This window comes from Streptomyces sp. BBFR2, from assembly GCF_044497305.1.
Lineage (GTDB): Bacteria > Actinomycetota > Actinomycetes > Streptomycetales > Streptomycetaceae > Streptomyces.
The window spans coordinates 4,127,746-4,150,757 of the sequence record NZ_CP172415.1 but is presented as its reverse complement, the minus strand read 5'-3'; the positions used below and the strand labels follow the sequence as shown (position 1 = coordinate 4,150,757).

Here is a 23,012-nt window from a genome sequence, read left to right as displayed (position 1 = left end):
GGTCACCGCCCTTTCCCGGTGCCTGTTCCCCACCGGCGCACCCGGTACGGCGCGGGCCGGTACGCTACCGGAAGGCGTCGCCCCGCGGACACTGCGGCCGTCCGCCGCCGGTCGCCCCGCTCCGCACCGAGCCGGGTCCGCACCGTATCTTCCGGACCGGATTCCAACGCTCCGCTCCCGCCTCTTCCAGGCTCCGCTGCCCCCTCTTCCACGGCCGGATCCTGGCTCTCCGCGCCCGTACCTTCCGGCGCCGCGCCTGATCTCGGGTTCTCGACCGCGCTCCGTGTCCGGTCGCCCGGCGGGATCCCGCCTCGTTCCGGACCGCCGCCGCTCCGCGTAGGTCCGGCCCGCCCCTTCTGCCCCTCGCTCCGGGCCCCAATCCCCTCCCCCGCGACGGATGTCGCCCCGTACTCCGGCCGCTCCGGGTGCGCGCCCTCGCGCCCCGGCGCGTTCACCGATGCCGCGCGCCTCGCACGCGCGCCCGTACGAAAGGCCGCCCCGTATGCCCGCTCCCCCGTACGAACCGCCGCCTCTGCCGCCGCACGGCCCTGGTCCGGGCGGGTGGTGGGCACCGGCCGCAGTGGCGATGGGTGCGTTCTGCGTTCAACTGGACGCGTTCGCGCTGCATGTCGCGCTGCCCGTCATCCGGGACGACCTGCCGGGGCCGGCGGCCCTCGGACGCGCGGTGAGCGGTGGTTATCTCCTGGCGGCCGGGGCGCTGATGCCTCTTGCCGGGCGGCTCGGCGACGCGTACGGCGGGCGCCGGATGTTCCGCGCCGGGCTGCTGCTGTTCGCCGCGGCGGCCGTCGCGTGCGCCCTAGCGCCGACGCTGCCGCTCCTGGTGGCGGCCCGGGTGTGCCAGGGGGCGGGCGCCGCGCTGATCATGCCGAACGGGCTGGCGCTGCTGACCCGGGTCTTTCCCGGGCCCCGGGGACAGCGGATGACCGGTCGCGCCCTGGGGCTGGCCGGACTCGCCACCGCCTGCGGCCCGTTCATGGGCGGCGCGGCCACGCAGTACGGCTCCTGGCGGGCCGTCTTCTGGCTGACGGCGCTCCCGGCGCTGGCCGCCGCGGCGGTCGCCCGGCGCCCCACCGCACCGCACGTCCCGGGGCCGGCCGGGCGGGACGCGGCCCGGCCGGATGTGGTGGGCGCGGTGGCCGCCACGGGTGCCTGCGCCTCGCTGGCGCTCGGCCTGGGCGGCGGCCCCTGGTGGTGGGCCTGGTGGGGCGCCGCGGTGGTACTGGGCGCCGGCTGCGTCCACCGGGCGCGCCGGACGGCACCGCTCCTGGACCCGGCGTTGCTCCACGACGGCCGGTATCTCCGGCTGACGGCCTCGGGGGCGGTGGCCAACGCGGCGACGGTGGCCCTGCTCTTCACCGTGCCGCAGTTGCTGGAACGGGCCGCCGGACTGTCACCGGCCGCCGCTGGCCTGGCGTTCCTGGCCCCGGCCGGTGCACTGGCGGCAGGCGGCCCGGTCGCCGGGCGGGTGCGGCCGACGGCCGGACCCGCGGTGATGGCGGGCTGTCTGGCCGTGGCGGCCGTCGCGTCGGGGGCGCTGTCCCGGAGTGGTACGGATCCGCTGCCGGTCCTGGTGGCGGCCACGGTCGCGGCGGCCGCCCTGGGGACGGCAGGTGCCCTGGCCCTCACCGGTACGCAGGCCCTGGCCGCGGCCGACGGGGCGGGCACCGCCGCCGGGGTGACCAAGGCGGTCCTGACCGTCACCGCAGGTCTGGGCCTCGCCCTGCCGCTCCCGGACGAGGGCCCCCGCCCCGCCTTCCTCGGTGCGGCCTGTCTGACGACGGCGATCGCCCTGGCTGCCCCGTCCGCCCTCCGGGCCCTGCGCCGACCGCGAAGAGGAGGGGAGGCGGCGCGGAATGACCGCCGCTCCGGCCGGTGAGGACCGCCGCACGGCCTCGCGCGAAGTTATCCACAGGCTCAGCGCGGCGCGGGCCGGCGGTCGTACGCTGCGTTAGCGACATCACGCGGAAAGTTACGCAGGGTTGGCAACGGGGGTGGGACATGAGGAAGCTGACGAGTGGTCGGTGGGCGGATCGGCTCGGAGCGGACAGCCGCAGCAGTGGTCGGCGCGGTGCGAGCGGAGATGAGGCCGTCCGACGTGGCGCGGGCGGGCTCGAGGCCATCCGACATGGCGCAGGCGGGCTCGAGGCCGTCCGGCGCGATCCGAGTGAACGCGGAGCTGCCCGGCCCCGCCCCGGCGAGCCCGGAGGCTCCCGGCGCGAGTGGCGCGAGTGGTGTCGTGACCCGCGCCGGGCATGGCGGTGGTTGCGGTTTCCGCCGCGTCCACCGCACTCCACGGGGTCAGGCGTCCGGCGCGGCGGTGTCGGCGACCACGCAGCCGATGTTGTCCGGAGCGCCTGCCTCCCGCGCCCGTGCGACCAGTTCGCGTACGGCCTCTTCGGGGCCGGGCGCGGCGGTCAGTACCTCCTGGAGGATGGCGGGCGGCAGGACGGTGTGGAGTCCGTCGGTGCAGAGCAGGTACCGCTCACCGGGGCGCGCGTCCAGCAGCCGCAGCTCGGGGGCGAACGCCTCACCGCCGTCGAGGGCGCGGGTCAGCAGCCCGCGCTGCGGATGTCCGGGCGCCTCCTCCGGGGTGAGCCGCCCCTCGTCGATGAGGGACTGCACGAAGCTGTGGTCATGGGTCAGCCGCACCAGCCCGGCGCCCCGCAGCACGTAGCCGCGCGAGTCCCCGATGTGCAGCAACGCCAGCCGGGCCCCGGCGCGCAGCAGCGCCGTCAGGGTGCAGCCCGCCTCCGCCGCGCCCTCGGCGCCGAGCCGCTGGACCGCGCGGTTGGCGCGGTGCGCGGCCTCCTCCAGCGCGCCGAGAAGGTCCGCGGGCGCGAGGTCGCGCGCCTCAAGGGCCGTCAGTTCGGCGAGCGCGGTGACCGCCGCCCGGCCGCCGTCCGCTCCGTATCCGTCGGCGACGGCGAGCAGGCGCCGCCCCGCGTGGACCGCGTCCTGGTTGGCGGTACGGACGAGCCCGCCGTCGGTCAGGGCCGCGGCCCGCAGCGTCACGGGGGAGGGAGTGGTCGTCATGGTGGAGCCCTTCCGGGTCAGGTGATCGACGAGGAAGAAGGCCAGGTCCCGGCGGTCGGCGGTGTCGGCCTCGACCTGTTCCCAGTACGCCGCGACGGCGGTGGCCGCCCCGTCCGGGGGCAGGGCGCACACCTCCCGGATACGGGCCAGCGGCATCCCCAACCGCCGCAGCCAGGCGACCAGCCGCGCCCGTTCCAACTGCGCGGGCGCGTAACGCCGGTAGCCGTTCAGCGGGTCGACGTGCGCCGGGATCAGCAGGCCGAGGTCGTCGTAGAGCCGCAGCGCCTTGGGCGAGAGCCGGCAGGCGCGGGCGAACGCCCCGATCGTCAGCAGCCCCGCCCCTGGTTCCGCGCGCTCTCCGTACCCCGTCACCGTCCGTCCCTTCCCGGGCCGCCCGGGGGCCGTGGGGCGGGCAGCCGCCCGGCCCGGGTGCCCGGCCGTCCTCCTCGCGCCGGGTCCGTCGCCCGGCTCCACCGATGCTGCGGCTTCCCCCAAGGGCAAGGTCAATCCCTTCCCCTGCCGGGGCTGCCGGGGCTGCCGGGGCTGCCGGGGCTGCCGGGGCTGCCGGGGCTGCCGGGACGAACGGTGCCGGGGCCGGGCCAAGCGGCGGATGGCCCCGCGGCAGGGGCAGCCCCGGCGCCGGTCCGCGTCGCCACACCCCGGACCCGCCGTCCCGCACCGGCTCCGGTGCGCGCCCCCGCGCCGCCCCGCAGCACCGCCCGGGGCCGGGTCGCATCGGCCACGGCACGACACACCCCGGCACCCGCGCGACGCCCCGGCCCGCGTCGGGATCGACCCACCGGACAGCTTCCGCTACGCCGCTTCGAGCCTGCTCAGCGCTGCCGTCGTGAGGGCCTGGACGCCCATGGTCAGGGTCGGGCGGGGGACGGGCGCGAAGCGCGCCGAGTGGTTGGAGGGGATGTCCTGCGCCAGCCGCCCGGCGGCGAACGCCGCATGGAACGCCGCCGGCTCCCAGCCGCCCAGCCACCAGTAGTAGAGCGGCGCCCCGGCGGCCGTCGCCAGCAGCCCCGCGTCCTCACTGCCCGACGCCGGGTCGTACGCGAACAGCCGCTGCTCACCGAAGAGTCCGGTGAGAGCCGAGTTGACCTGCCGCAGCGTCCGCGCGTCGTTGAAGGTCACCGGGAAGGCGTCCAGGACCACGGTCTCCGGAGCCCGCTTCGCCCCCGACGCCTCCGCCTCCGCCCGCGCGATCCGGTCGATGGCGTCCAGCACCCGGGACCGTACGGCCTCGTCGAAGGTGCGGACGCTGAGCTTGACCTGGGCACGGTCGGGGATGACGTTGGCGCTGTCACCGGCGCGGAACGAGCCGACGGTGACCACCGCCCGCTCGCCGGGCGCCACTTCGCGCGCCACCACCGACTGCACCCGCTGGACGAACGACGCCGCCATCACGATCGGGTCGACGGTGGTCTCCGGCCGGGAGCCGTGACCGCCGCTGCCGTGGAAGGTGATCTCCAGGCTGTCGGCCGCCGCCATGCACACCCCGGGGCAGTACGCGATCAGCCCCGCGCCGAAGGGGGCGACATGCTGGGCCAGCACCACATCCGGCGTCGGCACGATCCCCTCGGTGTAGAGCCCGGCTTCCAGCATCGCGCGGGCGCCGCCGCCGCTCTCCTCGGCGGGCTGGAAGAGCACGACCAGCGTCCCCGACCAGTGCGATCGCCCCGCCGCCAGCAGGTCGGCGGCGCCCAGCAGACAACTGACGTGCACATCGTGCCCGCAGGCGTGCATGACCCCGGGCACGGTCGACGCGTACGGCAGACCGGTCTCCTCGGCGACCGGCAGCGCGTCCATGTCGGCGCGCAGCAGCACCACCGGCCCCGACCCGTTGCGCAGCACCCCGGTGACACCGGTCCCGGCTATCCCTGTGGTGACGTCGTACCCCCAGGACGTCAGGCGCCGTGCGGCCTCGGCGGCCGTGCGGGTCTCCTGGAAGGAGAGTTCGGGGTGGCGGTGCAGGTCCTCGTAGAGCGCCACCAGATCGTCCAGGCGGGCGTCGAGCGGGGCGAGTACGGCGTCCCGGTCCGCGGTGGCGTCCGCGCCGGCGGGTCCCCTCCCGCCTTCGCTCCCGGCGGCGGCATCGGTCCTGTTCTCACGATCCTCATCACGGTGGCCCATACACGTATTCGATCACGGTCCGGCTGTCCGGGCATCTCTACCGGCCACCTCCGTACGGCGCGAACCCGGCGCCCGGCTGGCCGGACTTCGCGGGTGCGGCCCGGCGCTCTGGTGACACGCGGGCCGGACGCTGCCACCGTGGACCAGCACCTTCACGTCGATGACCGGAGGCGGACGTTGGCCACTTCATCCCCCCGACCGACCGGCGAGCCCACCGATCTCGTCACGCACCTGACGGACCAGGCGCTGGGGCATCTCTTTTCGGCCGCGCTGCGCACCGCGGCCCACTACCGCCTCGCCGACCACCTGGCCCGCGGCCCCCGCACCCCCGAACAACTGGCGGAGGCCACCGGCACGCACGCCCCGCATCTGCGCCGGGTGCTGCGCCTCCTCGCCAGCCGGGGCATCTTCCATGAGGACTCCTCCGGCACCTACCAACTGACGCCCGCCGCCCGCCTGTTGCGCACCGACGTACCCGATTCCCTGCACACCGCGGTGCTGATGCTGACGGACACGCTGTTCCTGCGGACATCACAGAAGCTGGAGGAGACCGTCCGGGACGGCGCGGCACCCTTCGAGCGGCTCTTCGGGCAGCCCCTCTTCTCCTACCTCCAGGGCGACGAGCGGGCCCGCACCCTCCTCGACGACGGGATGACCTCCCTGACGTCCGCCGCGGACGAGGCGATCGCGGCGGCCTACCCCTTCCCGGAGAGCGGCACCGTCGTCGATGTCGGCGGCGGGCGGGGCGGCCTGCTCCGCGCGGTGCTGCGCCGCCGCCCGGCGCTGACCGGCATCCTCGTCGACCAGGCGCCGCCCCTCGCCCGGCATCTGCTGGACGACGACGAGCTGAAGGGCCGCTGGCGCACCGAGGAGGCCGACTTCTTCACGGCGGTCCCGGACGGCGGCGACGTCTACGTCCTCAAGCATGTGCTGCACGACTGGCCCGACGAGCGGTGCCGGGACATCCTGCGGACCTGCCGCGCCGCGATGGCGCCCGGCAGCCGGATATTGATCGTCGAATCGGTGCTGCCGCCGGGCAACGCCCCGCACTTCGGCAAGACGATGGACGTCGCGATGATGGCCGTCGTCGACGGGCGGGAGCGCGACTCGGAGGAGTTCGCGGCGCTGCTGTCGTCCGGCGGCTTCCGGCTCACCCGCGTCCTGCCGACCGGCGCGTCACCGTCCGTGGTGGAGGCGGTCGCCGAATGACCTGACGGCCGGGCGGCCCGACCGTCCGGGCCGTACGGCACCCGCGCCCCGGGGCGGGCCAGGCCACCGCGCGTGCAACCGGGGCGCCCACCGCGCGGGCCGCTCACGGCGGACCCCACGCACGAAGGGCGGCGGCACCAACGGCGCGCGACCGCCCCGGGCGCCCCGGGCGCCCCGGGCGCCCCGGGCGCACCCCACCCGGCGGCGCCCCGCCCCGGCACGGCGGGCGCCCCGGCCGCCCCGGCGGCGCCCCGGCACGGCGGACGCCCGGCCACACCGGCGGCGCCCCGCCACGGCACGGCGGACGTCCGGCCACATCGGCAGCGCCCGCCCGCCCGGGCCCGCCTCACCCAGGCCCGCCTCACCCGCGCCCGGCCCGAACCCCACACCCCACGGCCGCCAAGCCCCGCACGCCGGCCACCGCCCCTCGCGAAGCGGTGGCTCCGCCGGTCGGCCGGGGTGCACGCGTACCGTCGTGGCCTACGTGATCACGCCGAGAGGGATCACCGGTCGCCCAGGAGGAACGCCGCCGTGCCGGTCCGTATGCGAGCCCGCCGTACCGATGAGGCGCACCGCGCCTCCACCCCGCTGGAGCTCTTCTTCGACCTGTGTTTCGTCGTAGGCATCGCCCAGGCCGGGCGGCAGCTCGTGCACGCCCTCGCCGAGGGGCACCCCGGCCACGGCATCAGCGGCTACCTCATGCTCTTTTTCGCCATCTGGTGGGCGTGGATGAACTTCAGTTGGTTCGCCTCCGCCTACGACACCGATGACACCCTCTACCGGGTCACGACGCTGGTGCAGATCGCGGGTGTGCTGATCCTGGCCGCCGGCGTGCCGCGGGCCTTCGAGCAGAGCCAGTTCGCGGTCGTCTGGTTCGGCTATCTGGTGATGCGGCTGGCGATGGTCGGCCAGTGGCTGCGGGCCGCGCACGGCGGCGCGGGCGAGGAGCGCCGCACCGCGCTGCGCTACGCGGGCGGGGTGACCTTGTGCCAGGTCGGCTGGCTCGGTCTGCTGTTCCTGCCGGAGAGCGGCCGCCCGTGGGTGTTCCTGGTGATGGCGGTGGCGGAGATGTGCGTACCGGCGTTCGCGGAGCGGCGCCGGGCGACGGCGTGGCATCCGCACCACATCGCGGAGCGGTACGGACTGTTCACCATCATCGTGCTGGGCGAGACGATCTCGGCGGCGACCGTCGCGGTGCAGTCCGCGCTGGACGAGCACGATGAGCTGGGGGCGCTGCTGCCGATCGCCGGCGGCGGTCTGCTGCTGGTCTTCGCCGCGTACTGGATCTACTTCGCCGTCCCCATCCATCTGCATCTGCGCTCCAGCCGTCAGGCGTTCGTCTGGGGCTACGGCCATTACGTCGTCTTCGGCTCGGCGGCGGCGATCGGCGCGGGTATCGAGGTCGCGGTGGAGCAGTCGGTCGGCGCCTCGCACCTGTCGGTCCTGGCGGCGTCCGCCTGTGTGACGGTTCCGGCCGCGCTGTTCCTGTTCAGCGTCTGGCTGCTGCACTCCCGCCATCAGAAGCGGGGCTGGGCCCAGCAACTGGTGCTGCCGCTCGCCGCGGTCGCCGTGCTGGGCTGCACCTTCGCCGGGACGTACGCGGTGCTCGCGTCCGGCCTGGTGTGCGCGGCGGCGGTCACCGCCGGTGTGACCCTGACGTCCCGCCAGGGCACGGCGCTGAGCGCGTGAGCCGTGGGCGGCGCTCCGCCCCGGCCCCCGCCGGGCTCCGGAGGACCGGCGCCACGCGCCCGCCGCGCAGGGCCGGCCCCTGCGAGCCCCACGCCCCCGCTCCGGAGGACCGCCCCTGCGTCCCCACACGCCCTACCCCGGTGCCGTCCGTACGCCCCGTTCCTCCGCCACCCCGGTGAACGGAGCGTCCGCCGCGGCCCGACCGGCGGAATTACGGCGTCCGATTTCTGGAATCGGGGTGGTTCCCCCGGACGCGTGACCGCCGGGCGCCCCCGGCGGAGGGCGTCGCCGGGCCGTCCGCGCGCCGTTCCCCGGCACGGCCCCGCGCCCCGCTCCCCCTCCGGCGTACGCCGTGACCTGCGCCTCCTCGGCATTGGAGGACAGCTCGGGGACGGGTAGGGGGTTTTGCGGTGAATTTTCAGCCATGTTCCGGAGCTTCGGACGGGCCGTCACCGGCGCCCCGTACAGGAGCGCGAACCGCACCACACCTGCCTCTTTCGGGCGTACATTCCGGGCGTTCGGGCTCGGTGGCCCGAGCGGCGGGGCGGAGGCCGGGGCGGCGGCACGACCTCCTCGCGGTAGGGTGCATATTGCCCTTTTTATACCTACGGACCGTGCGTTCACCGGTATCTGACCGGCCGTACCGCCCGCAGGAGACCGAACCGCAGTACCGACCGACCGCCGTACCCGATCGCCCGTATCTGATCCGCATCTGATCCGTATCTGAGGAGACGCCAGCCATGGCCGCCCGCCACGCTCAGCCCCGCGCGCGCAGAAGCATGTCCCGCCGCGGGAAGGCCGTGAGCGGTCTCGCGCTGACCACGTTGGTGGGAACCGCCCTGTGGGCCTGGCCCGCATCCGGCGATGACCACGACGCGCAGCAGGAGGCCAAGAACGGCACCCCCACGTCGGTGTCCGGTCCGGAGAAACCGTCCGGTGCCAAGACCGTCGCGAAAGCCACCCGCACCATCCCGGGTCTGAGCGACACGGAGCGGAAGCGGATACCGGCCGACTCCCGCCAGGTCCTCGTCGTGCGGGGTGAGGACAAGGACTCGTTCGACTCGCAGGTGGTTCTGTACACCCGCGCCAAGGGGTCGGACGACTGGCGTCCCGGGGCGCGGTGGGCCGCCCACAACGCCGCGCACGGCTGGACCGACGACCACCACTACGGCGACCTGCGCTCCCCGGAAGGGGTCTTCGCCCTGACCGACGCCGGTGGCCTGCTGCCCGCCCCCAAGGGCACCAAGCTCCCCTACGACCACAACGACAGCTTCGTCGCCAACGGCACCGGCGTGGAGGGCGAGCCCCTGGCGGGCGCGTTCGACTACGTCATCGCCATCAACTACAACCGGGTGCCCGGCACCTCGCCGCTGGATCCGGAGCGCCCGGACGGTGACGAGAAGGGCGGCGGCGTGTGGCTGCACGTCGACCACGACGGCCCCACCCAGGGCTGTGTGAGCCTCAAGCCCGAGGTGATGCGGGAACTGCTGCGGACGCTGGATCCCGCACAGCACCCGGTCATCGTGATGGGTCCGGGCGACAACTGACGGCCCGCCGGCCGGGCCCCGCGCCCGGCCGGCCCGGCCTCGCGGGGCCCGCGCCCGGGCCGCTCCCGCCGGGCCGGACCCGGCCCACGCCGGAGCCCGAGCGCCCGGCCACTTCACGGCCTCCGGGCCCGCGCCCGTCCCTCCCGTAGCGCCCCGGACCACGTCCGCGCCCCCGCATGCCCGCCCCTGCCCCGCCCCGTGCCCGCCGTGGTACGCATGGGGCATGGCTGACGCAGCGCACCGCCACGACGCCCTGACCGACGTGACCGGCCTGCGGGTGGGGCACGCCCAGCGGGTCGGATCCGGCCATCTGACCGGGACCACCGTCGTCCTCGCGCCCGAGGGCGGCGCGGTCGCCGCGGTCGATGTGCGCGGCGGCGGGCCCGGCACCCGTGAGACCGACGCCCTCGATCCCCGCAACCTCGTCCAGCGCGTCGACGCCGTCGTCCTGACCGGCGGCAGCGCCTTCGGGCTGGACGCCGCGTCCGGGGTCGCCGCCTGGCTGGAGGACCAGGGGCGCGGCTTCCGCGTCGGCCCGGACCCCTCGCAGGTGGTGCCGCTCGTCCCGGCGGCCGCCCTCTTCGACCTCGGACGCGGCGGCGACTGGCGGGCCCGGCCGGACGCCGCGCTGGGCCGGGCCGCGGCCCACGCGGCCCACCGTTCCCCGTCCGGCGGTCCCGTCGAGCGCGGCAACGTCGGCGCCGGTACGGGCGCGGTGGCCGGCGGGCTCAAGGGCGGTATCGGCACGGCGAGCGTGCTGCTGCCGTCCGGGGTGACCGTCGCCGCGCTCGCCGCCGTCAACGCCGTCGGGTCGCCCGTCGATCCCCGTACCGGTGTGCTCTACGGGCACCTCCTCGGGCCGGACGGGGCGCCCGGCGCGCCGCCCGCGCCGGAGCGGCACGCGGCGGCGGTCCGCGCGCTGGACGCGGCGCGTGAGACCTCCCGGCAGCGGGCGGCGGCCGCCGCCCGGCCGCCGCTCAACACCACCCTCGCGGTCGTCGCGACCGATGCCGTGCTCACCCGGGCCCAGGCCCACAAGCTGGCCGGCACCGCGCACGACGGGCTGGCCCGCGCGGTGCGCCCGGTGCATCTGATGTCCGACGGCGACACCGTCTTCGCCCTGTCCACCTGCGCCCGGCCGCTCGCCCCGGAGGGCACGGCCCCGGCCTTCGCGGTGCACACCGAAGCCGGGGCGCTCAACGAGGTGCTCGCCGCCGGGGCCGACGCCCTGACCCGCGCCGTCACCGACGCGCTCCTTTCCGCCACCTCCGTCGACGGCCCCGGCGGCCTCTTCCCCTCGTACACCGAGCTGTACGGCGAGCCGGGCGCGGGCGGCGCACCGGGCGCCTCGGGCGCGGAGGCACCGGGGCAGCCGTAGGGATACGGCACCGGCCCGTCGGGCGAGCGCCGACGGCCCCGGCACGGGGCGCGGCCGACGCGAGGCAGGGCGCGGGGCGCGGCCGACGTCTGCCGCGGCGCGAGGCCGCGACGGGCCCGCCCCGTGCGCCGGCGGGGCACCGAAAGCCCGGCGCCGCACCGGTGAACCGTGGCCGGGCCGCACCGGAGCACCGCGCTCCGGGGCACCGCGTCCTGGCAGGCCGGACACCGCGCCCCGGGCGGGACATCCCTTACGGGGGAACGCCCCGCCTCACACCCCGCTGGCGCCCAGCGCCGACCCCGCGACGTACGTCACCGCCATCGCCAGCGCCCCGCCCCCGGCGTTCCGGAGGATGGCGCGGGCGGCGGGGGCGCCGCCGAGGCGGGCGCTGGTCCAGCCGCAGAGGGCGAGGGCGGCGAGCACGGCGACGACGGTGACCGGGAGCCGCAGGGCGTGCGGCGGCAGCACGATCGCCAGCAGCGGGAGCAGCGCGCCGACGGTGAAGGCGAGGAAGCTGGCGCCCGCCGCGTGCCAGGGGTTGGTCAGTTCGTCCGGGTCGATGCCCAGCTCCACCTCGGCGTGGGCGCGCAGCGCGTCGTGGGCGGTCAGTTGCTCGGCCACCTCGCGGGCCAGCTTCGCGCTCAGCCCCTTCGCCTTCAGCAGACCGGTCAGTTCGACGAGTTCGGCCTTCGGCTCGGTGGCCAACTCGCGCCGCTCCTGGACCAGCGCGGCCTTCTCGGCGTCCCGCTGGGTGGAGACGGAGACGTACTCGCCCGCCGCCATCGACATGGAACCGGCGAGCAGTCCGGCGAGCCCGGCGGTCAGCAAGGTGGCGCGGGACGTGGTGGCCCCGGCGACGCCGACGACCAGGCCCGCGGTGGAGACCACGCCGTCGTTGGCGCCGAGCACCGCGGCGCGCAGCCAGTTGAGCCGCCCGCCCAACCCGCCTCCGTGCGCCTCACCGTGATCGGGCGTCTGTTCGCTCATGCCCGCAGGTTCTCATCCGGGGCCGCCCGCCCGGCGCCGGCGCCACCGCAACGCGACAAAACGGCCGATGGTAGAACGGCTGTATGCCCGCTCCGCCGCCCCCCACGCCCACGCTCGTCCAGCCGCCCCGCCCCGCGCCCGAGCGGCGGCGGCTGTGGTGGCACCGGCTGTTCCTCGGCCTGTGGTACCGGCCTGTGGAGACCCTGGACGAGGCGCGGGACCGTTCCGCGTGGAGCGCGGCGGTGGTGCTGTGCCTGGTCAGCGGCGTGGTCGGGGTGTTGTCGGCGGACGCGTTCGACGGGCAGTGGACGTCCGACCCGAGCGCGGCGCTGAAGCTGATGGGGCTGGCCGTCGGGTGCGTACTGGCCGCCAGTTTCGCGCTGGGCGCGGCCACCCACGCCATCGCGCGCACGCTCGGCGGCAACGGCCGCTTCGCGCCGACCGCGAGCCTGTTCATCGTGCTGTTCTGGGTGACCGACCTGCCGCGGCTGCTCCTCGCGACCTGGCTGCCCCCGCAGGCCACCTTCGTCCAGGCGCTGACGTGGACGACCTGGGGCTTCGGCTACGTCCTGGCGGTGCTGCTGATACGCGGGCAGCACCATCTGCCGACGCACAAGGCGGCGGCCGCGATATCGGTGCAGATGCTGGCGGCGCTGGCGCTGCTCAAGCTCGGGCCCGCGCAGTGAGCCACGGGGCTCAGCCGCGGCGCGTCAACTGCCGTACGAGCAGGGCGAACGCCTCGCGCTCGGCGGCGGTCAGCTCCACGCACTCGGCGGGCGGGCCGGCCGGACCCGTCTGCCGGGGCACCCGGTCCAGCAGCGCCCGGCCGTCGCGTGCGGTCGCCGCGCGGTGCTCCTCCCGGCGCAGCAGCCGGAGCAGCCCGGCGACCCACAGAACGCTCGCGACGCCGAGCACGGCGAATCCGATGAGCTGGAAGGTCGAGGCGGAGAGGAGCATGCGGTCCTCCAGGGCGGGGCGGGGTGCGGCGGACGGCGTGGCCACGCGGGCGCGGTGGCTACGGTGGACGGGACGAGGCCGTGGCCGGACGCGCACCGGCCGGGCCTCGCGGAACTCTACGGGCACCGGGTGAAGTCCTGTACCCCTCAGGAGAATTACCGGTATTGCAGCACTTCACACCATTATGACGGAAGTGCCCGCCCGCTCCGCCGCCGGGCCCCGTACTCCCTCCGGGGCGGCAGGGTGCGGCCCCCGCGTTGGACATGGCGGCGCCTTCCCGCGCCCCGGGGCGTCGCCGACGATGGCGGCAGCCGTCCGCGAGGTGAGGAGTACGCCGTGCCGCAGCCGCCCCCGCAACCGCGGTCCCCGCAGCCGGGCGGGGCGCCCGCCCGCGCTCTGGACGGGCTGCTCGTCGCCGACTTCAGCCGGGTGCTGGCAGGTCCGCTGGCCGCGGCGACCCTCGCCGACCTGGGCGCCGACGTCGTGAAGGTGGAGCGGCCCGGCGCCGGTGACGACACCCGGTCCTGGGGCCCGCCGTTCGGCCCGGACGGCACCGCCGCCTACTTCGACGCCGCCAACCGCTCCAAGCGCGGCCTCGCCCTGGACCTCACCGACCCCGGCGACGCGGCCGCCGCCCGCGAACTGGCCCGCCGCGCCGACGTCCTGATCGAGAACTTCCGGCCCGGCGCCCTCGCCAAGTACGGCCTCGACCCGGCGTCCACCCGGGCCGCCAATCCGCGCCTGGTGCACTGCTCGATCACCGGCTTCGGCTCCGGCGGCGGCGCGCATCTGGCCGGATACGACTTCGTGGTGCAGGCGGTCGGCGGGCTGATGAGCATCACCGGGGAGCCCGGCGGCCCGCCGCTGAAGGCAGGCGTCGCCCTCGTCGACGTCCTCACCGCGAAGGACGCCACCACCGCGATCCTCGCCGCGCTGCACCACCGCGGGCGCACCGGGCGGGGGCAACTGGTGGAGGTCAATCTGCTGTCGTCGCTGCTGGGCTCGCTCGTCAACCAGGCGTCCGGTCACCTGGCGACGGGGAGCGATCCGGGCCCGATGGGCAACCGGCACCCGAGCATCGCCCCGTACGAGACGCTGGCCTGCCGGGGCGGGCTGCTGGCCGTGGCGGCGGGCAACGACCGGCAGTTCCGGGCCCTGGTCCACACCCTGGGCGCGCCCTCACTCGCCGACGACGCGCGATTCCGTCGCAATCAGGACCGTGTGCAAAACCGTACAGAACTGGTCGAACTGCTGGAGAAGTTACTTTCCTCGGATACGCCGCAGGTCTGGACGGAACGGCTCACCGCGGCCTCCGTGCCCTGTGGCCCCGTCAACACCCTCTCGGAGGCGCTGGAGTTCGCCGGGCGGCTGGGCCTGGCGCCCGTGACTCCGGTGGGAGAGGGGAGAATTCCCCAGATCAGCAGCGCACTCCGGCTCTCCGAGACACCCGTCACAACCCCCACACCCCCTCCGCGTCTGGACGAACACGGCACACCGCTGCGAACCTGGCTGTCGGGTCCTCCCGACCACCCCGTTCCGCCATACGTGTGACCTTGCCCACAAGTTCAGGCCATCCGCAACCAATTCCCGCCGTACGTGCTGTTTACCAGCACGGATCACACAACACCCTTGTATGGAGCAGCTCGTGACATCGCCGGACAACTCCACCACCGCTCGGTCCCGCACCTCGCACCTGCTGCTCCAGCCGCCCGAGCAGGACGGCGCCGCGGCGCCGCGCCGGGGCCGCCGGACGCGCCGCACCCTCGCACTGACGGCGCTGCTCGCCGCCGGCGCGCTGACGCTGTCGGCGTGCGGCGGCAGTGCCGAGGCCGGTTCGGGCGACGGCAAGAACGGTCAGGCGGGCGCGGACGCCGCCGCCGCGAAGGACGCCTCGGACGCCAAGATCACGGTCTCGTCGAAGGACGGCGCGACGGACGCCAGCATCAACGCCACCGGCGTGAAGGTCACCGGCGGCAAGCTGACCGATGTGAAGCTGACGGTCGCCGCCAGCGGCGCGGCCGTCGAAGGCGCCATATCGGACGACGGCACCTCCTGGAAGCCCGGCGTCCAGTTGGAGCGGGGCACCAAGTACAAGCTGGTGGCGAACGCCAAGGACGCCAAGGGCCGCTCCGCCACCGAGAACGCCACCTTCAGCACCGTCTCGTCGGACCACAGCTTCATCGGCAACTACACCCCGGACGACGGCAAGACCGTCGGCGTCGGCATGCCGGTGTCGTTCAACTTCGACAAGGCCATCACCAACAAGAAGGACGTCCAGTCCCACATCACGGTGACGTCCAGCAGCGGCCAGGAGGTCGTCGGCCACTGGTTCGGCGCGCAGCGTCTGGACTTCCGGCCCGAGGAGTACTGGAAGGCCAACTCCAAGGTCACGATGAAGATCGACCTGGACGGTGTGCAGGGCGGCAACGGCATCACCGGTGTGCAGTCCAAGACGGTCACCTTCACCATCGGCCGGTCGCAGGTCTCGACCGTCGACATGAACACCCAGACCATGACGGTCAAGCGGAACGGCTCGGTCCTGAAGTCCGTGCCGATCTCCGGCGGCAGCCCCGACCACCCGACCTACAACGGCCAGATGGTGATCTCGGAGAAGTTCGAGCAGACCCGGATGGACGGCTCGACGGTCGGCTTCGGCGGTGAGTACGACATCAAGGACGTCCCGCACGCCATGCGGCTCTCGTCGTCCGGCACCTTCATCCACGGCAACTACTGGGGCTCGCCGTCCATCTTCGGCCGCTCCGGCACCAGCCACGGCTGCGTCGGTCTGCGCGACGCGAAGGGCGGCGGCGGGGACACCCCCGGCAAGTGGTTCTTCAACGAATCGCTCATCGGCGACGTGGTGATCGTCAAGAACTCCCACGACAAGACCGTCCAGCCCGACAACGGTCTCAACGGCTGGAACCTCTCCTGGTCCGCGTGGAAGGCGGGCAGCGCGGTCTGACCCCTTCCGCGGGGGCCGGCCCGGCCCGTCCCCCGCGCCCGTACGGAAACCGGCGGCCGGTCCTCTGCGTGAGGGCCGGCCGCCGGTGTGTGTACGGGGAGGGGCGGCGGGTGGCGGCGCGGGTGCGGGCGGGCCGGGCGCCCCTCGGGCAGCGCGACCGGGCACGCGCCGCGGGGCGGGCGTGCCCGGTGTGCCGGGGTGGTCAGGCCGCCGCGTCGAAGCCGGTGTCGCGGGCCATCCGCTTCAGCTCGACCAGGGCGTGCTTCTCGATCTGGCGGATCCGCTCGCGGGTCAGACCGTGCTGCTTGCCGACCTCGGTCAGGGTGCGCTCACGGCCGTCCTCTATGCCGTAGCGCGCCTTGATGATCGAGGCGGTGCGGTGGTCGAGGCGGTCGATCAGGTCCTCCAGCTCCTCGCTGCGCAGCAGGGAGAGGACGGACTGCTCGGGCGAGGCGGCTGAGGTGTCCTCCAGCAGGTCACCGAATTGCGTGTCGCCGTCGTCGTCCACCGACATGTTGAGGCTGACCGGGTCGCGGGCCCAGTCCAGGACGTCGGTGACGCGGGCGGGCGTGGAGCCCAGCTCCGCGGCGACCTCGGCGGGCTCCGGATCGCGGCCGTTCTCGCGGTTGAACTCCCGCTGGACGCGGCGGATGCGGCCCAGCTCCTCGACGAGGTGGACGGGGAGCCGGATGGTGCGCGACTGATCGGCGATGGAGCGGGTGATCGCCTGGCGGATCCACCACGTCGCGTACGTGGAGAACTTGAAGCCCTTGGCGTAGTCGAACTTCTCCACCGCGCGCACCAGGCCCGCGTTGCCTTCCTGGATCAGGTCCAGGAGCGGCAGACCGGCGCGCGGGTAGCGGCGGGCGACGGCGACGACCAGGCGGAGGTTGGAGCGGATGAAGACGTCCTTCGCCCGCTCGCCCTCCGCGACCAGCGCCTCCAGCTCCGCACGGCTCGCGTCCGCGGCGTTGCCGTCGGTCACGGTCTCGTCGAGGATCTTCTGCGCGTACACGCCCGCCTCGATGGTCTGGGACAGCTCGACCTCCTTGGCGGCGTCGAGCAGGGGCGTGCGCGCTATCTCGTCGAGGTACATGCCGACCAGGTCGCGGTCGGCGATCTCCCCGCCTACGGCGCGAACACTGCTGGCCCGGTCAGCACCGTCGCTGGTGGTCCGACGGCGGGCGACGGCACGGGTTGCCATGCGTGAGCTCCCTTTGCGATGAGTCGGTGATGAGTCGTTCGCGGGACGGTGGACGCGGAAGACCGGGATGACCGGACTGCCCCGTCCGAAGGAAACAACGGCTGGAAACCGGACAGAATTCCCAAGCTGCCCGTCTATTTTTCTGATCATGCAGTACCCTGCGGCCCGACCACGGGCGCCCGGTCGCCGAAGAAAGGGAAGAACCCCAGGTCAGGGGCGGTTCGTCGCCCTGTGGGGGGCCGCCGCGGCCGGTGGGGAATTCCTTCGCCCGGGACGTCCGTCACCTCGATGGCGTGTCCCCACCGAGGCCGGGAGGCCTGCCGGGGCGGGGACGCCTGCGGTCCGGCGGCGGCCGCCCCCTTCCGAAGACGGCCCGCGCCGTCCGCGGGTTGCGCGAAGGCGCGGGACGCGGGACGGCAGCCGGCCTCCGCCGGGTCGCACCCGGCTGGTTGCCCCGGGTCGCCCCGGGCGCCCAGGCGCGGGGCGCGGGCCCGCTCCCGGGGGCTCGCTGATCCAGTTGACGGGGGCGGGGTGCGGGTGTCGCCTGGACAGGAGGGGCAAGCGAGAGGAGCCCGTCATGGAGAACCACGCTCCGCGCCACGACGCGCGGGCCGCCGGTACGCACGGCGCGGTCGAACGGGAACACGGTGCGACCGCCGGTAGGGGGACGGAGTCCGGTGCGGCACGCCCCAAGGGCGGCCGCAGGCTGCCGGCCACGGTGGTCTGGCCCGTCATCGCCGCGCTCGGCTTCGGCTGCTACACGATCTGGATCGACCACACCGGCGGCGCGAGCGGCGGCCATGCCGCCCTGCTCGGGCTGATCGCCGCGGTGGTCACCGGTGCCCTGGGGCTGACCCTCGTGCACTTCCAGTCCACGATGATCACCGACACCCGGGCGCTCGCCTACGGCGCGCTGTTCGGGAGCAGCATGGGCTGGCTCTACAACCTCAGCGGCCCGTCCGTCCTGAAGTCGTCGGCCTGGGGCCTGGTGATGGGCGCCGTGATGTTCGTCGTCTCCCTCTACATCTTCCGCTCCCAGCGGGTCCGCGAGCCCCACGGCCGCCACCGCCCCCGCCACATGAACCGCACCCCTCACGGGGCGCACTGACGACCCACGAGGCCCGCGCCGCCGACGAGACAAGGCGCTGCCCGAGGCCCCGGCCACCGGCCGGGGCCTCGGTGCGTTCTCCCCCCTCCCCTCCCCTCCCCGCCCCGCTCCCTACCGCCGTACCGTGCGCAGCCCGTCGTCCGGGCGCCAGCTCTGGACGATCATCGAGGCGTCCCGTACGGACACCCGGACGATCTCCGTCACCTCGGCGCGGAAGAGGAGGAACGGCTCCGGGGGCCGGACCTCGGCGGCGTAGCGCCTGATCACCTCCTCGTCGGCGGTCCGGACCGCGCGGCCGGACACCCGGACGTCGCCGTCCGACAGGTCCGTGCCGGGCCCCGGGTTGGCGTGCAGGGCGAACCGGGGGTCGGCGTGGAGGTCGGCGCCCTTGCGGGAGCCCGTCAGCATGCCGAGCCACAGCTCACCGAAGCGGAAGTCCGCCTCCAGGCCGGTCAGCCGCGGGGAGCCGTCCGCGCGGAGCGTGCCCAGCACGTGGTGGCGGTAGCGCCCGAACCGCTCCCGCACGGCACGGACGAACTCCGGCTCCCGTGCCTCGGCCACCGCCCAGCCGACACCGCGCGGTACGGGTCCGCCCGGCCCGGTCCGTGTCACCACGCCCGGCCGCCCCGCCGGTGGCACCTCCGGCCCCGGCGCCCCGGACACGGCGGCCGGACCCGCCGCCCCCACCGGGCCAGGCCCGTTCCCGTCAGGCCCGTTCCCGCCCGGCCCGCCTCCATCCGGCCCGCCTCCGTCCGGCCCGCCTCCGTCCGGCCCGTTCCCGCCCGGCGTGCTCCCGCTCGTCCCGCTTCCGCCCGGGCCGGTCTCTCCGTACGCGCTTCCTGTCATGCCTCCACGGTCGTCCTCAATCCCGCCATCCGCTGTCCGGATTCCCCCACGTGTCTGTACGTACGGGCGCGCCCGGCCCGGCGGCGCCTGCCACCGCCCGCTCCGCCTTGATCCCCGGCCCCCGGCGCCACGTCGCCCGGCCGGCCCGCCTCGTCAACTACGCCGCGTTGCTCCATGACTTCATGGTGACACCGGCCACTGACAACGCACCGGCCCTCGCGTGCGGTACGCGCCTCTGCCGACCGCGCCTACGTCCGGGGCCCACCCCTCCACCCCTCGGTCTCGTCCCCGCGGTCTCGTCCGCGCGACCGACGGCGGCCGCGCCGTACGACGCGGGGACCAGGTCCGCAGCCGGTTACCGGGCGGCGTCCGCGCTTCTAGCCTCACGGATATGACGGCACACCACGGCACCCTCGACGAGGCCCTGGAGCGACTGCACTCCACCGGGCCGGAATTCCACGGCTATCTGAGCAATCACGGCCCCATGGCGGTCGAGGCGCTGGCCCGCCACGGGCAGGGCCGCGGTGTCCACCGCTGGCTCGACACGTACACCACACAGTTGGAGGACGTGCCGGGCGCCCGCGAGGCGGTCACCGACGCCAACTGGCGGGAGGCGCTGGGCGATCGGCGGCGGGTCACCGACTGGACCGGTCACTTCGCCCGCGCCGTCGCCGAGCGGCCCTGGCGCGAGGTGCTCGCGGAGTGGTGGCCCCGGCTGCTGCCCGGTATCGCGGGCGCGGCCACCCACCCCGCCATCCGGGTCGGCCATATCGTCCGCACCCTGCTGGCCGAGGAGGAGACGGAGCCGCGGATCGCCGAACTGGCCCACGCCCTCGGCTACTGGGCGGCCCGGCACACCACGCTGCCGGTGTCGGTGGCGCCCGGTGGCACCACCGCGCCGGACGACGCGCTCGACGCCCTGCCCCGCGTCGCCGACCAGCGCACGAGCGCGCTCGGCGGCCTCGCCCAACTGCCGGACACCCCGGGCTGGCAGGCGGCGGCCGAGGCCGTCCGGGCGCCGCGCGATCCGGACGCGGCGCGGGCGCAGCTCACCGCGCTCGTACAGGCGGCCACGCACCGGTACGCCGATCACGGGCACGGCGACGGGGTGATGCTGGTCCACGCGGCGACCGCGCCCAACGCGATCCTGCGCACCCTGCCCGCCCTGCCGCGTCCCCTGTGGGCGCCGTCGTTCGCCGTGGCCTGGGCCGCGAGCGCCGCGCTGACCTCCGTCTACGGGACGGCGGACGCGCTGCCGCCGCTGCGCACCGGGCCGCTCACCCCCGAGGAGGTCTTCCAGCGGGCCGCCGCGCACGGTGACGCGCACGCGATCAAGCTGACGGACACCGCCCTGGACGTGGCGACCTGGACACCGGACGGCGACGACCGCGCGCTGACCGCCGCCCTCCGCTCCCTGGAACTGATCGAACCGGGCGTCTGACCTGCGGTGACACACCCGGTGGGCCGGGCCCGGCCGCACATGAGGCGGCCCGGCCGGCGTCGCGCCGGACGGCCGCGCGGGACCGGTCCCAGGGACACCCGACGCCCCGTACCGGGACCGGGACCAGGCCCTGCCCCCTCAGCCGAACTGCACCGACCGCTTCGCCAGCCCCATCCAGAAGCCGTCGATCACGCTCCGGCCGTCCGAGAGCTGACCGTGCCCGTCCGCGGCGCCGAGCGTGACGAAGAGCGGCGCGAAGTGTTCGGTACGGGGGTGGGCCAGCCGCCCGGCGGGGGCCTTGTGGCCGAAGTCGAGGAGCGTGTCGAGGTCGCCGTCCTCCAGGGCGCGCCGCCCCCAGTCGTCGAACTCCGCCGACCAGGACGGCACCCCGGGCCCCTGGTGCCGCAGGGCGGCGAGGTTGTGGGTGAAGAAGCCGCTGCCGACGATCAGCACCCCTTCGTCGCGCAGCGGCGCCAGCTTCCGGCCGAGGGCGAAGAGCGCGCGGGGGTCGAGCGTCGGCATGGAGATCTGGAGGACCGGCACATCGGCCCGCGGGAACATCTCGACGAGCGGGACGTACGCGCCGTGGTCGAGCCCGCGGTCGGGGAGGTCCCGCACCGGCGTACCGGCCGTCCGCAGGGTGCGGCGGATCCGGTCGGCCAGCTCCGGGGCGCCGGGCGCGGCGTACCGCACGCGGTAGTAGTGCTCCGGGAAGCCCCAGAAGTCGTACACCAGTGGTGTGGTGACCGTCGCGCCGAGGGCGAGCGGGGCCTCCTCCCAGTGGGCGGAGACGATGAGGACGGCGGTGGGGCGCGGCAGGCCGGCGGACCAGGCCGCGAGCTGGCCGGGCCAGAGCGGGTCGTCGGCGAGCGGCGGTGCGCCGTGGCTGAGGTAGAGGGCCGGCATCGGCTGTGCGGACATCGCGGCTCCCGGCGGACGTCGTGGCTACGGGCCCCGGGCACACACCCTCCCGGGACATCTGCTTGAAGTTTCAAGTGATACTGCGAGCCTACCCCTCCCCGGCGAGATTGTTAAACATTCAAGAAGGGTGGGGGCGGTGCGAGAATGGATGGCATGAGCACCGAATCCGCAGCCGAGCCGCGCTGGCTCAGCGACGAGGAGCAGTACGCCTGGCAGTCCTACCTCCACGCCACCACGCTGCTGGAGGATCACCTCGATCGCCAGCTACAACGTGACGCCGGTATGCCGCACGTCTACTACGGCCTGCTCGTCCAGCTCTCGCGCGCCCCCCGGCGCCGGATGCGGATGACCGAACTGGCCCAGAACGCCAAGATCACCCGCTCCCGGCTCTCGCACGCCATCGCCCGCCTGGAGAAGAACGGCTGGGTACGGCGCGAGAACTGCCCGTCGGACAAGCGCGGCCAGCTCGCCCACCTCACCGACGAGGGCCTGCACGTCCTGGAGAAGGCGGCCCCCGGGCACGTCGCCGCGGTGCGCGGCGCGCTCTTCGACCGCCTCTCCCCCGAACAGGTCGGCCAACTCGCCGAGATCTGCCGGGTGATGGCGGACGGCCTCCAGCCCAAGGGCGCCGACCTGCCCTGGCTCCGCTGAGACACGGCCGCCGGGCGCCCGGCGGCCCTGCCGTGCGACTCCCCGCCCTCCGGGCGCCCGCCCGCTCCCCGGGCCGCGCTGCCCGCCTCTTGGTAATTTGTCCGCCATGCGCGCCAGGTCCAAGTTCGCCGCCTGCCGGATATCCCGTCCGACGCGCACGCGGCACCGCGTACGGCGGCCGGCCACCGGCTCCGGCCCGGCGCCCGGCCGCCTCGCCGGGCACCTGTGGACCCATCTGCGCCGGGCGCCCGGCACCTTCCTCTGGCTGGGCGTCCTGCTGGTGACGTCGGCGATCATGCACCGGTGCAGCCCGGAGGTCCTGACGGACTTCCTCCAGCGCCGCTCGACCAACATCCACAATCTGCTGCACGCGCCCGGCCGGGTCCTTCTCACCAGCGCCCTGTGGCTGGACGGCGGCGGCTGGCCGCTCCACTTCGTGCTCTACAACGTCGTCCACGCGCCCGCCGAACGCTGGCTCGGCACCCGGCGCTGGCTCGCCGTCCTCGCCACCGCGCACATCGGCGCGACGTATCTGAGCGAAGGACTCCTCGCCGTCGCCATCCGCACCGGCGCCGCCCCGGAATCGGCGGTCAACACCCTCGACGTGGGCGTCAGTTACGCGCTCGCCGGTGTCGTGGCCGTCCTCACCTACCGCCTGGCCGGGCCCTGGCGGTACGCCTACGCGCTCGGCGTCCTCGCCTTCTACGGGGGGCCGCTGCTGACCGGCCGCGGCTTCACCGACGTCGGCCACTTCGCCGCCGCGCTGATCGGGTTCGCCTGCCGTCCGCTCACCCGCGGCGCCCCGGCGGGCCTTCCCGGCGGCGCCGTGCCGGAACGCTCCACCCCGGCGCCGTGAACGCCCACCGCGCGGGGCGCGCCCCGTCACTCCACTGCCGCACCGGGCGCCCGGAATTCCCCG

19 protein-coding genes are annotated in these 23,012 nt (G+C 75.0%); 12 read left to right on the top strand and 7 right to left on the bottom strand.

Going from position 1 to position 23,012, the window contains the following annotated elements:
- Positions 1-586 precede the first annotated feature (586 nt).
- On the top strand, positions 587-1,897 hold the full coding sequence (locus tag ACGH2B_RS16790; RefSeq protein WP_399089693.1) for an MFS transporter: 1,311 nt from the start codon (positions 587-589) through the stop codon (positions 1,895-1,897).
- Positions 1,898-2,319: 422 nt separating this feature from the next.
- On the opposite strand, the gene ACGH2B_RS16785 is transcribed toward ACGH2B_RS16790, so the two are convergent.
- Positions 2,320-3,426 carry a MerR family transcriptional regulator gene (locus ACGH2B_RS16785; RefSeq protein ID WP_399089690.1) on the bottom strand — a complete coding sequence of 369 codons (1,107 nt, stop codon included), beginning with the start codon at positions 3,424-3,426 and terminating at the stop codon, positions 2,320-2,322.
- Positions 3,427-3,867: 441 nt separating this feature from the next.
- Positions 3,868-5,193 carry an amidohydrolase gene (locus ACGH2B_RS16780; protein ID WP_399089687.1) on the bottom strand — a complete coding sequence of 442 codons (1,326 nt, stop codon included), beginning with the start codon at positions 5,191-5,193 and terminating at the stop codon, positions 3,868-3,870.
- 177 nt (positions 5,194-5,370) lie between these two features.
- Here ACGH2B_RS16780 and ACGH2B_RS16775 point away from each other — a divergent pair, with 177 nt between their 5' ends.
- The 4 genes from ACGH2B_RS16775 (at position 5,371) to ACGH2B_RS16760 (ending at position 11,016) form a co-directional block, all read left to right on the top strand.
- Entirely contained in the window at positions 5,371-6,402 is a 1,032-nt protein-coding gene (locus tag ACGH2B_RS16775; protein WP_399097065.1) for a methyltransferase, read from the top strand.
- A 531-nt stretch (positions 6,403-6,933) separates the two neighbouring features.
- A complete protein-coding gene (locus tag ACGH2B_RS16770) occupies positions 6,934-8,091 on the top strand; it encodes a low temperature requirement protein A (RefSeq protein WP_399089685.1) in 1,158 nt (385 codons plus the stop codon).
- A 740-nt stretch (positions 8,092-8,831) separates the two neighbouring features.
- Complete coding sequence (locus ACGH2B_RS16765) at positions 8,832-9,638, top strand: hypothetical protein (RefSeq protein ID WP_399089682.1); 807 nt, start codon at positions 8,832-8,834, stop codon at positions 9,636-9,638.
- A gap of 223 nt (positions 9,639-9,861) precedes the next feature.
- A complete protein-coding gene (locus tag ACGH2B_RS16760; protein WP_399089679.1) occupies positions 9,862-11,016 on the top strand; it encodes a P1 family peptidase in 1,155 nt (384 codons plus the stop codon).
- Positions 11,017-11,286: 270 nt separating this feature from the next.
- Here ACGH2B_RS16760 and ACGH2B_RS16755 read toward each other — a convergent pair whose 3' ends face one another.
- Complete coding sequence (locus tag ACGH2B_RS16755; RefSeq protein WP_399089676.1) at positions 11,287-12,003, bottom strand: VIT family protein; 717 nt, start codon at positions 12,001-12,003, stop codon at positions 11,287-11,289.
- An 83-nt stretch (positions 12,004-12,086) separates the two neighbouring features.
- Between ACGH2B_RS16755 and ACGH2B_RS16750 the strand changes: the two genes are divergently transcribed.
- Positions 12,087-12,689: a YIP1 family protein gene (locus ACGH2B_RS16750; RefSeq protein WP_399089673.1), complete on the top strand. Its 603-nt coding sequence runs from the start codon at positions 12,087-12,089 to the stop codon at positions 12,687-12,689.
- Between the two features lie 10 nt (positions 12,690-12,699).
- Here the strand turns inward: ACGH2B_RS16750 and ACGH2B_RS16745 are convergent, their stop codons facing one another.
- On the bottom strand, positions 12,700-13,005 hold the full coding sequence (locus tag ACGH2B_RS16745; RefSeq protein WP_399089671.1) for a hypothetical protein: 306 nt from the start codon (positions 13,003-13,005) through the stop codon (positions 12,700-12,702).
- Between the two features lie 291 nt (positions 13,006-13,296).
- Here ACGH2B_RS16745 and ACGH2B_RS16740 point away from each other — a divergent pair, with 291 nt between their 5' ends.
- Both ACGH2B_RS16740 and ACGH2B_RS16735 read left to right on the top strand, forming a co-directional pair.
- Positions 13,297-14,511, top strand: a complete 1,215-nt coding sequence (locus ACGH2B_RS16740) for a CaiB/BaiF CoA transferase family protein (RefSeq protein WP_399089668.1) — start codon at positions 13,297-13,299, stop codon at positions 14,509-14,511.
- A gap of 82 nt (positions 14,512-14,593) precedes the next feature.
- Positions 14,594-15,922, top strand: a complete 1,329-nt coding sequence (locus tag ACGH2B_RS16735) for an Ig-like domain-containing protein (protein ID WP_399089665.1) — start codon at positions 14,594-14,596, stop codon at positions 15,920-15,922.
- Between the two features lie 202 nt (positions 15,923-16,124).
- On the opposite strand, the gene ACGH2B_RS16730 is transcribed toward ACGH2B_RS16735, so the two are convergent.
- Positions 16,125-17,126 (bottom strand): RNA polymerase sigma factor RpoD/SigA, encoded by a 1,002-nt coding sequence (locus ACGH2B_RS16730; protein WP_399089662.1) that lies wholly within the window; start codon positions 17,124-17,126, stop codon positions 16,125-16,127.
- Between the two features lie 577 nt (positions 17,127-17,703).
- On the opposite strand from ACGH2B_RS16730, the gene ACGH2B_RS16725 reads away from it, so the two are divergent.
- The gene (locus tag ACGH2B_RS16725; protein WP_399089659.1) at positions 17,704-18,234 is read left to right on the top strand and encodes a hypothetical protein; all 531 of its coding nucleotides are present in this window, start codon (positions 17,704-17,706) and stop codon (positions 18,232-18,234) included.
- Between the two features lie 111 nt (positions 18,235-18,345).
- Here the strand turns inward: ACGH2B_RS16725 and ACGH2B_RS16720 are convergent, their stop codons facing one another.
- Entirely contained in the window at positions 18,346-18,849 is a 504-nt protein-coding gene (locus tag ACGH2B_RS16720; protein WP_399089656.1) for a pyridoxamine 5'-phosphate oxidase family protein, read from the bottom strand.
- Between the two features lie 622 nt (positions 18,850-19,471).
- On the opposite strand from ACGH2B_RS16720, the gene ACGH2B_RS16715 reads away from it, so the two are divergent.
- The gene (locus ACGH2B_RS16715; RefSeq protein WP_399089653.1) at positions 19,472-20,521 is read left to right on the top strand and encodes a questin oxidase family protein; all 1,050 of its coding nucleotides are present in this window, start codon (positions 19,472-19,474) and stop codon (positions 20,519-20,521) included.
- Positions 20,522-20,659: 138 nt separating this feature from the next.
- Here the strand turns inward: ACGH2B_RS16715 and ACGH2B_RS16710 are convergent, their stop codons facing one another.
- Complete coding sequence (locus ACGH2B_RS16710; protein WP_399089650.1) at positions 20,660-21,442, bottom strand: DODA-type extradiol aromatic ring-opening family dioxygenase; 783 nt, start codon at positions 21,440-21,442, stop codon at positions 20,660-20,662.
- 153 nt (positions 21,443-21,595) lie between these two features.
- On the opposite strand from ACGH2B_RS16710, the gene ACGH2B_RS16705 reads away from it, so the two are divergent.
- Both ACGH2B_RS16705 and ACGH2B_RS16700 read left to right on the top strand, forming a co-directional pair.
- Positions 21,596-22,093, top strand: a complete 498-nt coding sequence (locus ACGH2B_RS16705) for a MarR family winged helix-turn-helix transcriptional regulator (protein ID WP_399089647.1) — start codon at positions 21,596-21,598, stop codon at positions 22,091-22,093.
- A 106-nt stretch (positions 22,094-22,199) separates the two neighbouring features.
- Positions 22,200-22,949 carry a rhomboid-like protein gene (locus tag ACGH2B_RS16700; protein WP_399089644.1) on the top strand — a complete coding sequence of 250 codons (750 nt, stop codon included), beginning with the start codon at positions 22,200-22,202 and terminating at the stop codon, positions 22,947-22,949.
- Positions 22,950-23,012 lie beyond the last annotated feature (63 nt).

Excerpts from the sequence above, each read along its gene's own strand:
- ACGH2B_RS16790 (WP_399089693.1), top strand. The coding sequence starts at position 587 with ATGGGTGCGTTCTGCGTTCAACTGGACGCGTTCGCGCTGCATGTCGCG.
- ACGH2B_RS16780 (WP_399089687.1), bottom strand. The coding sequence starts at position 5,193 with ATGGGCCACCGTGATGAGGATCGTGAGAACAGGACCGATGCCGCCGCC.
- ACGH2B_RS16765 (WP_399089682.1), top strand. The coding sequence starts at position 8,832 with ATGGCCGCCCGCCACGCTCAGCCCCGCGCGCGCAGAAGCATGTCCCGC.
- ACGH2B_RS16760 (WP_399089679.1), top strand. The coding sequence starts at position 9,862 with ATGGCTGACGCAGCGCACCGCCACGACGCCCTGACCGACGTGACCGGC.
- ACGH2B_RS16755 (WP_399089676.1), bottom strand. The coding sequence starts at position 12,003 with ATGAGCGAACAGACGCCCGATCACGGTGAGGCGCACGGAGGCGGGTTG.
- ACGH2B_RS16750 (WP_399089673.1), top strand. The coding sequence starts at position 12,087 with ATGCCCGCTCCGCCGCCCCCCACGCCCACGCTCGTCCAGCCGCCCCGC.
- ACGH2B_RS16735 (WP_399089665.1), top strand. The coding sequence starts at position 14,594 with ATGGAGCAGCTCGTGACATCGCCGGACAACTCCACCACCGCTCGGTCC.
- ACGH2B_RS16730 (WP_399089662.1), bottom strand. The coding sequence starts at position 17,126 with ATGGCAACCCGTGCCGTCGCCCGCCGTCGGACCACCAGCGACGGTGCT.
- ACGH2B_RS16725 (WP_399089659.1), top strand. The coding sequence starts at position 17,704 with ATGGAGAACCACGCTCCGCGCCACGACGCGCGGGCCGCCGGTACGCAC.
- ACGH2B_RS16715 (WP_399089653.1), top strand. The coding sequence starts at position 19,472 with ATGACGGCACACCACGGCACCCTCGACGAGGCCCTGGAGCGACTGCAC.
- ACGH2B_RS16710 (WP_399089650.1), bottom strand. The coding sequence starts at position 21,442 with ATGTCCGCACAGCCGATGCCGGCCCTCTACCTCAGCCACGGCGCACCG.
- ACGH2B_RS16705 (WP_399089647.1), top strand. The coding sequence starts at position 21,596 with ATGAGCACCGAATCCGCAGCCGAGCCGCGCTGGCTCAGCGACGAGGAG.
- ACGH2B_RS16700 (WP_399089644.1), top strand. The coding sequence starts at position 22,200 with ATGCGCGCCAGGTCCAAGTTCGCCGCCTGCCGGATATCCCGTCCGACG.